The organism is Micromonospora sp. CV4, from assembly GCF_003667455.1.
GTDB lineage: Bacteria > Actinomycetota > Actinomycetes > Mycobacteriales > Micromonosporaceae > Micromonospora.
Genome location: NZ_RCVI01000049.1, coordinates 1 through 841, shown reverse-complemented (window position 1 = coordinate 841; position 841 = coordinate 1). Strand labels below are relative to the sequence as shown.

General features: G+C 74.4%; 1 protein-coding gene. It reads left to right on the top strand.

Annotated features, from left to right (window positions below; translation table 11 throughout):
* Window positions 1-385: 385 nt before the first annotated feature.
* Window positions 386-808 (top strand): protein-tyrosine phosphatase family protein, encoded by a 423-nt coding sequence (locus EAD98_RS00245; protein ID WP_233583649.1) that lies wholly within the window; start codon window positions 386-388, stop codon window positions 806-808.
* The last annotated feature ends 33 nt before the right edge of the window (window positions 809-841 follow it).

The following is an 841-nucleotide window of genomic DNA, read 5'->3' as shown; positions in this document are numbered from 1 at the left end:
GAATCGTGGACCGCGGATGGGGCGCACGCGGACGGCCCCCGCCCGCCCGGAGGGCGGGGGCGGGGGCCGTCCGCGGATCGGTTGGACGCGTCACCGTCGGGGCGCTGTCTGTCCCGTCCGCCGGTGCCTGGCGGGGACGCTGTCTGTGTGCGTCACCGGGTGGCCGTCGGGGCGCTGTCTCTGTCCCCATCCCCCTGTGCCTGACCGGGGGCTATCTGCGCGTCACCGGGTGACCGGCGGGGACGCTATCTGTGTGCGTCACCGAGTGAGCGGCGGGGGCGCCGTCTCTGCCCAGTTAGCAAGCGAGCGGCAGGGGTGTTTGTCTGTGCCCATCCCCGCTCACCGGCGGGACCCGACGGCCAGGTGCATGGCGCAGAATGCTGGGGTGACTGTCCCTCAGCCCTGGCCCGAGCAGTCGGGTGTGCTCGTCCTGCCCAGCGGGGCGACGGTGCGCGGACGGCGCATCGCTGCCGAGGTCGCCTCACCCGCCGACTTCGCCCTGCTGTTGGCACCCGGCCCCGAGCCGGCGTGGCCGCACCGTCGGATCCGGTGGCCGGACTTCTGGGTACCGCTCGACCGGGCGGATGCGCTCGACGCCCTACGGGCGACGTTGCGGCGGGCGCACGACGGTGAGCGCGTGGAGGTGGCCTGTCGGGGTGGGGTGGGACGCACCGGTACGGCGTTGGCCGCGCTGGCGATCCTCGACGGTCTGCCAGTCGAACGGGCCGTGCCGTGGGTGCGGGCCGGCTACCACCCGAAGGCGGTGGAGACTCCGTGGCAGCGGCGCTGGCTGCGCCGGATCGCCTGACCACCTTCGCCCCGAGCGCCCACCCCTTACGAG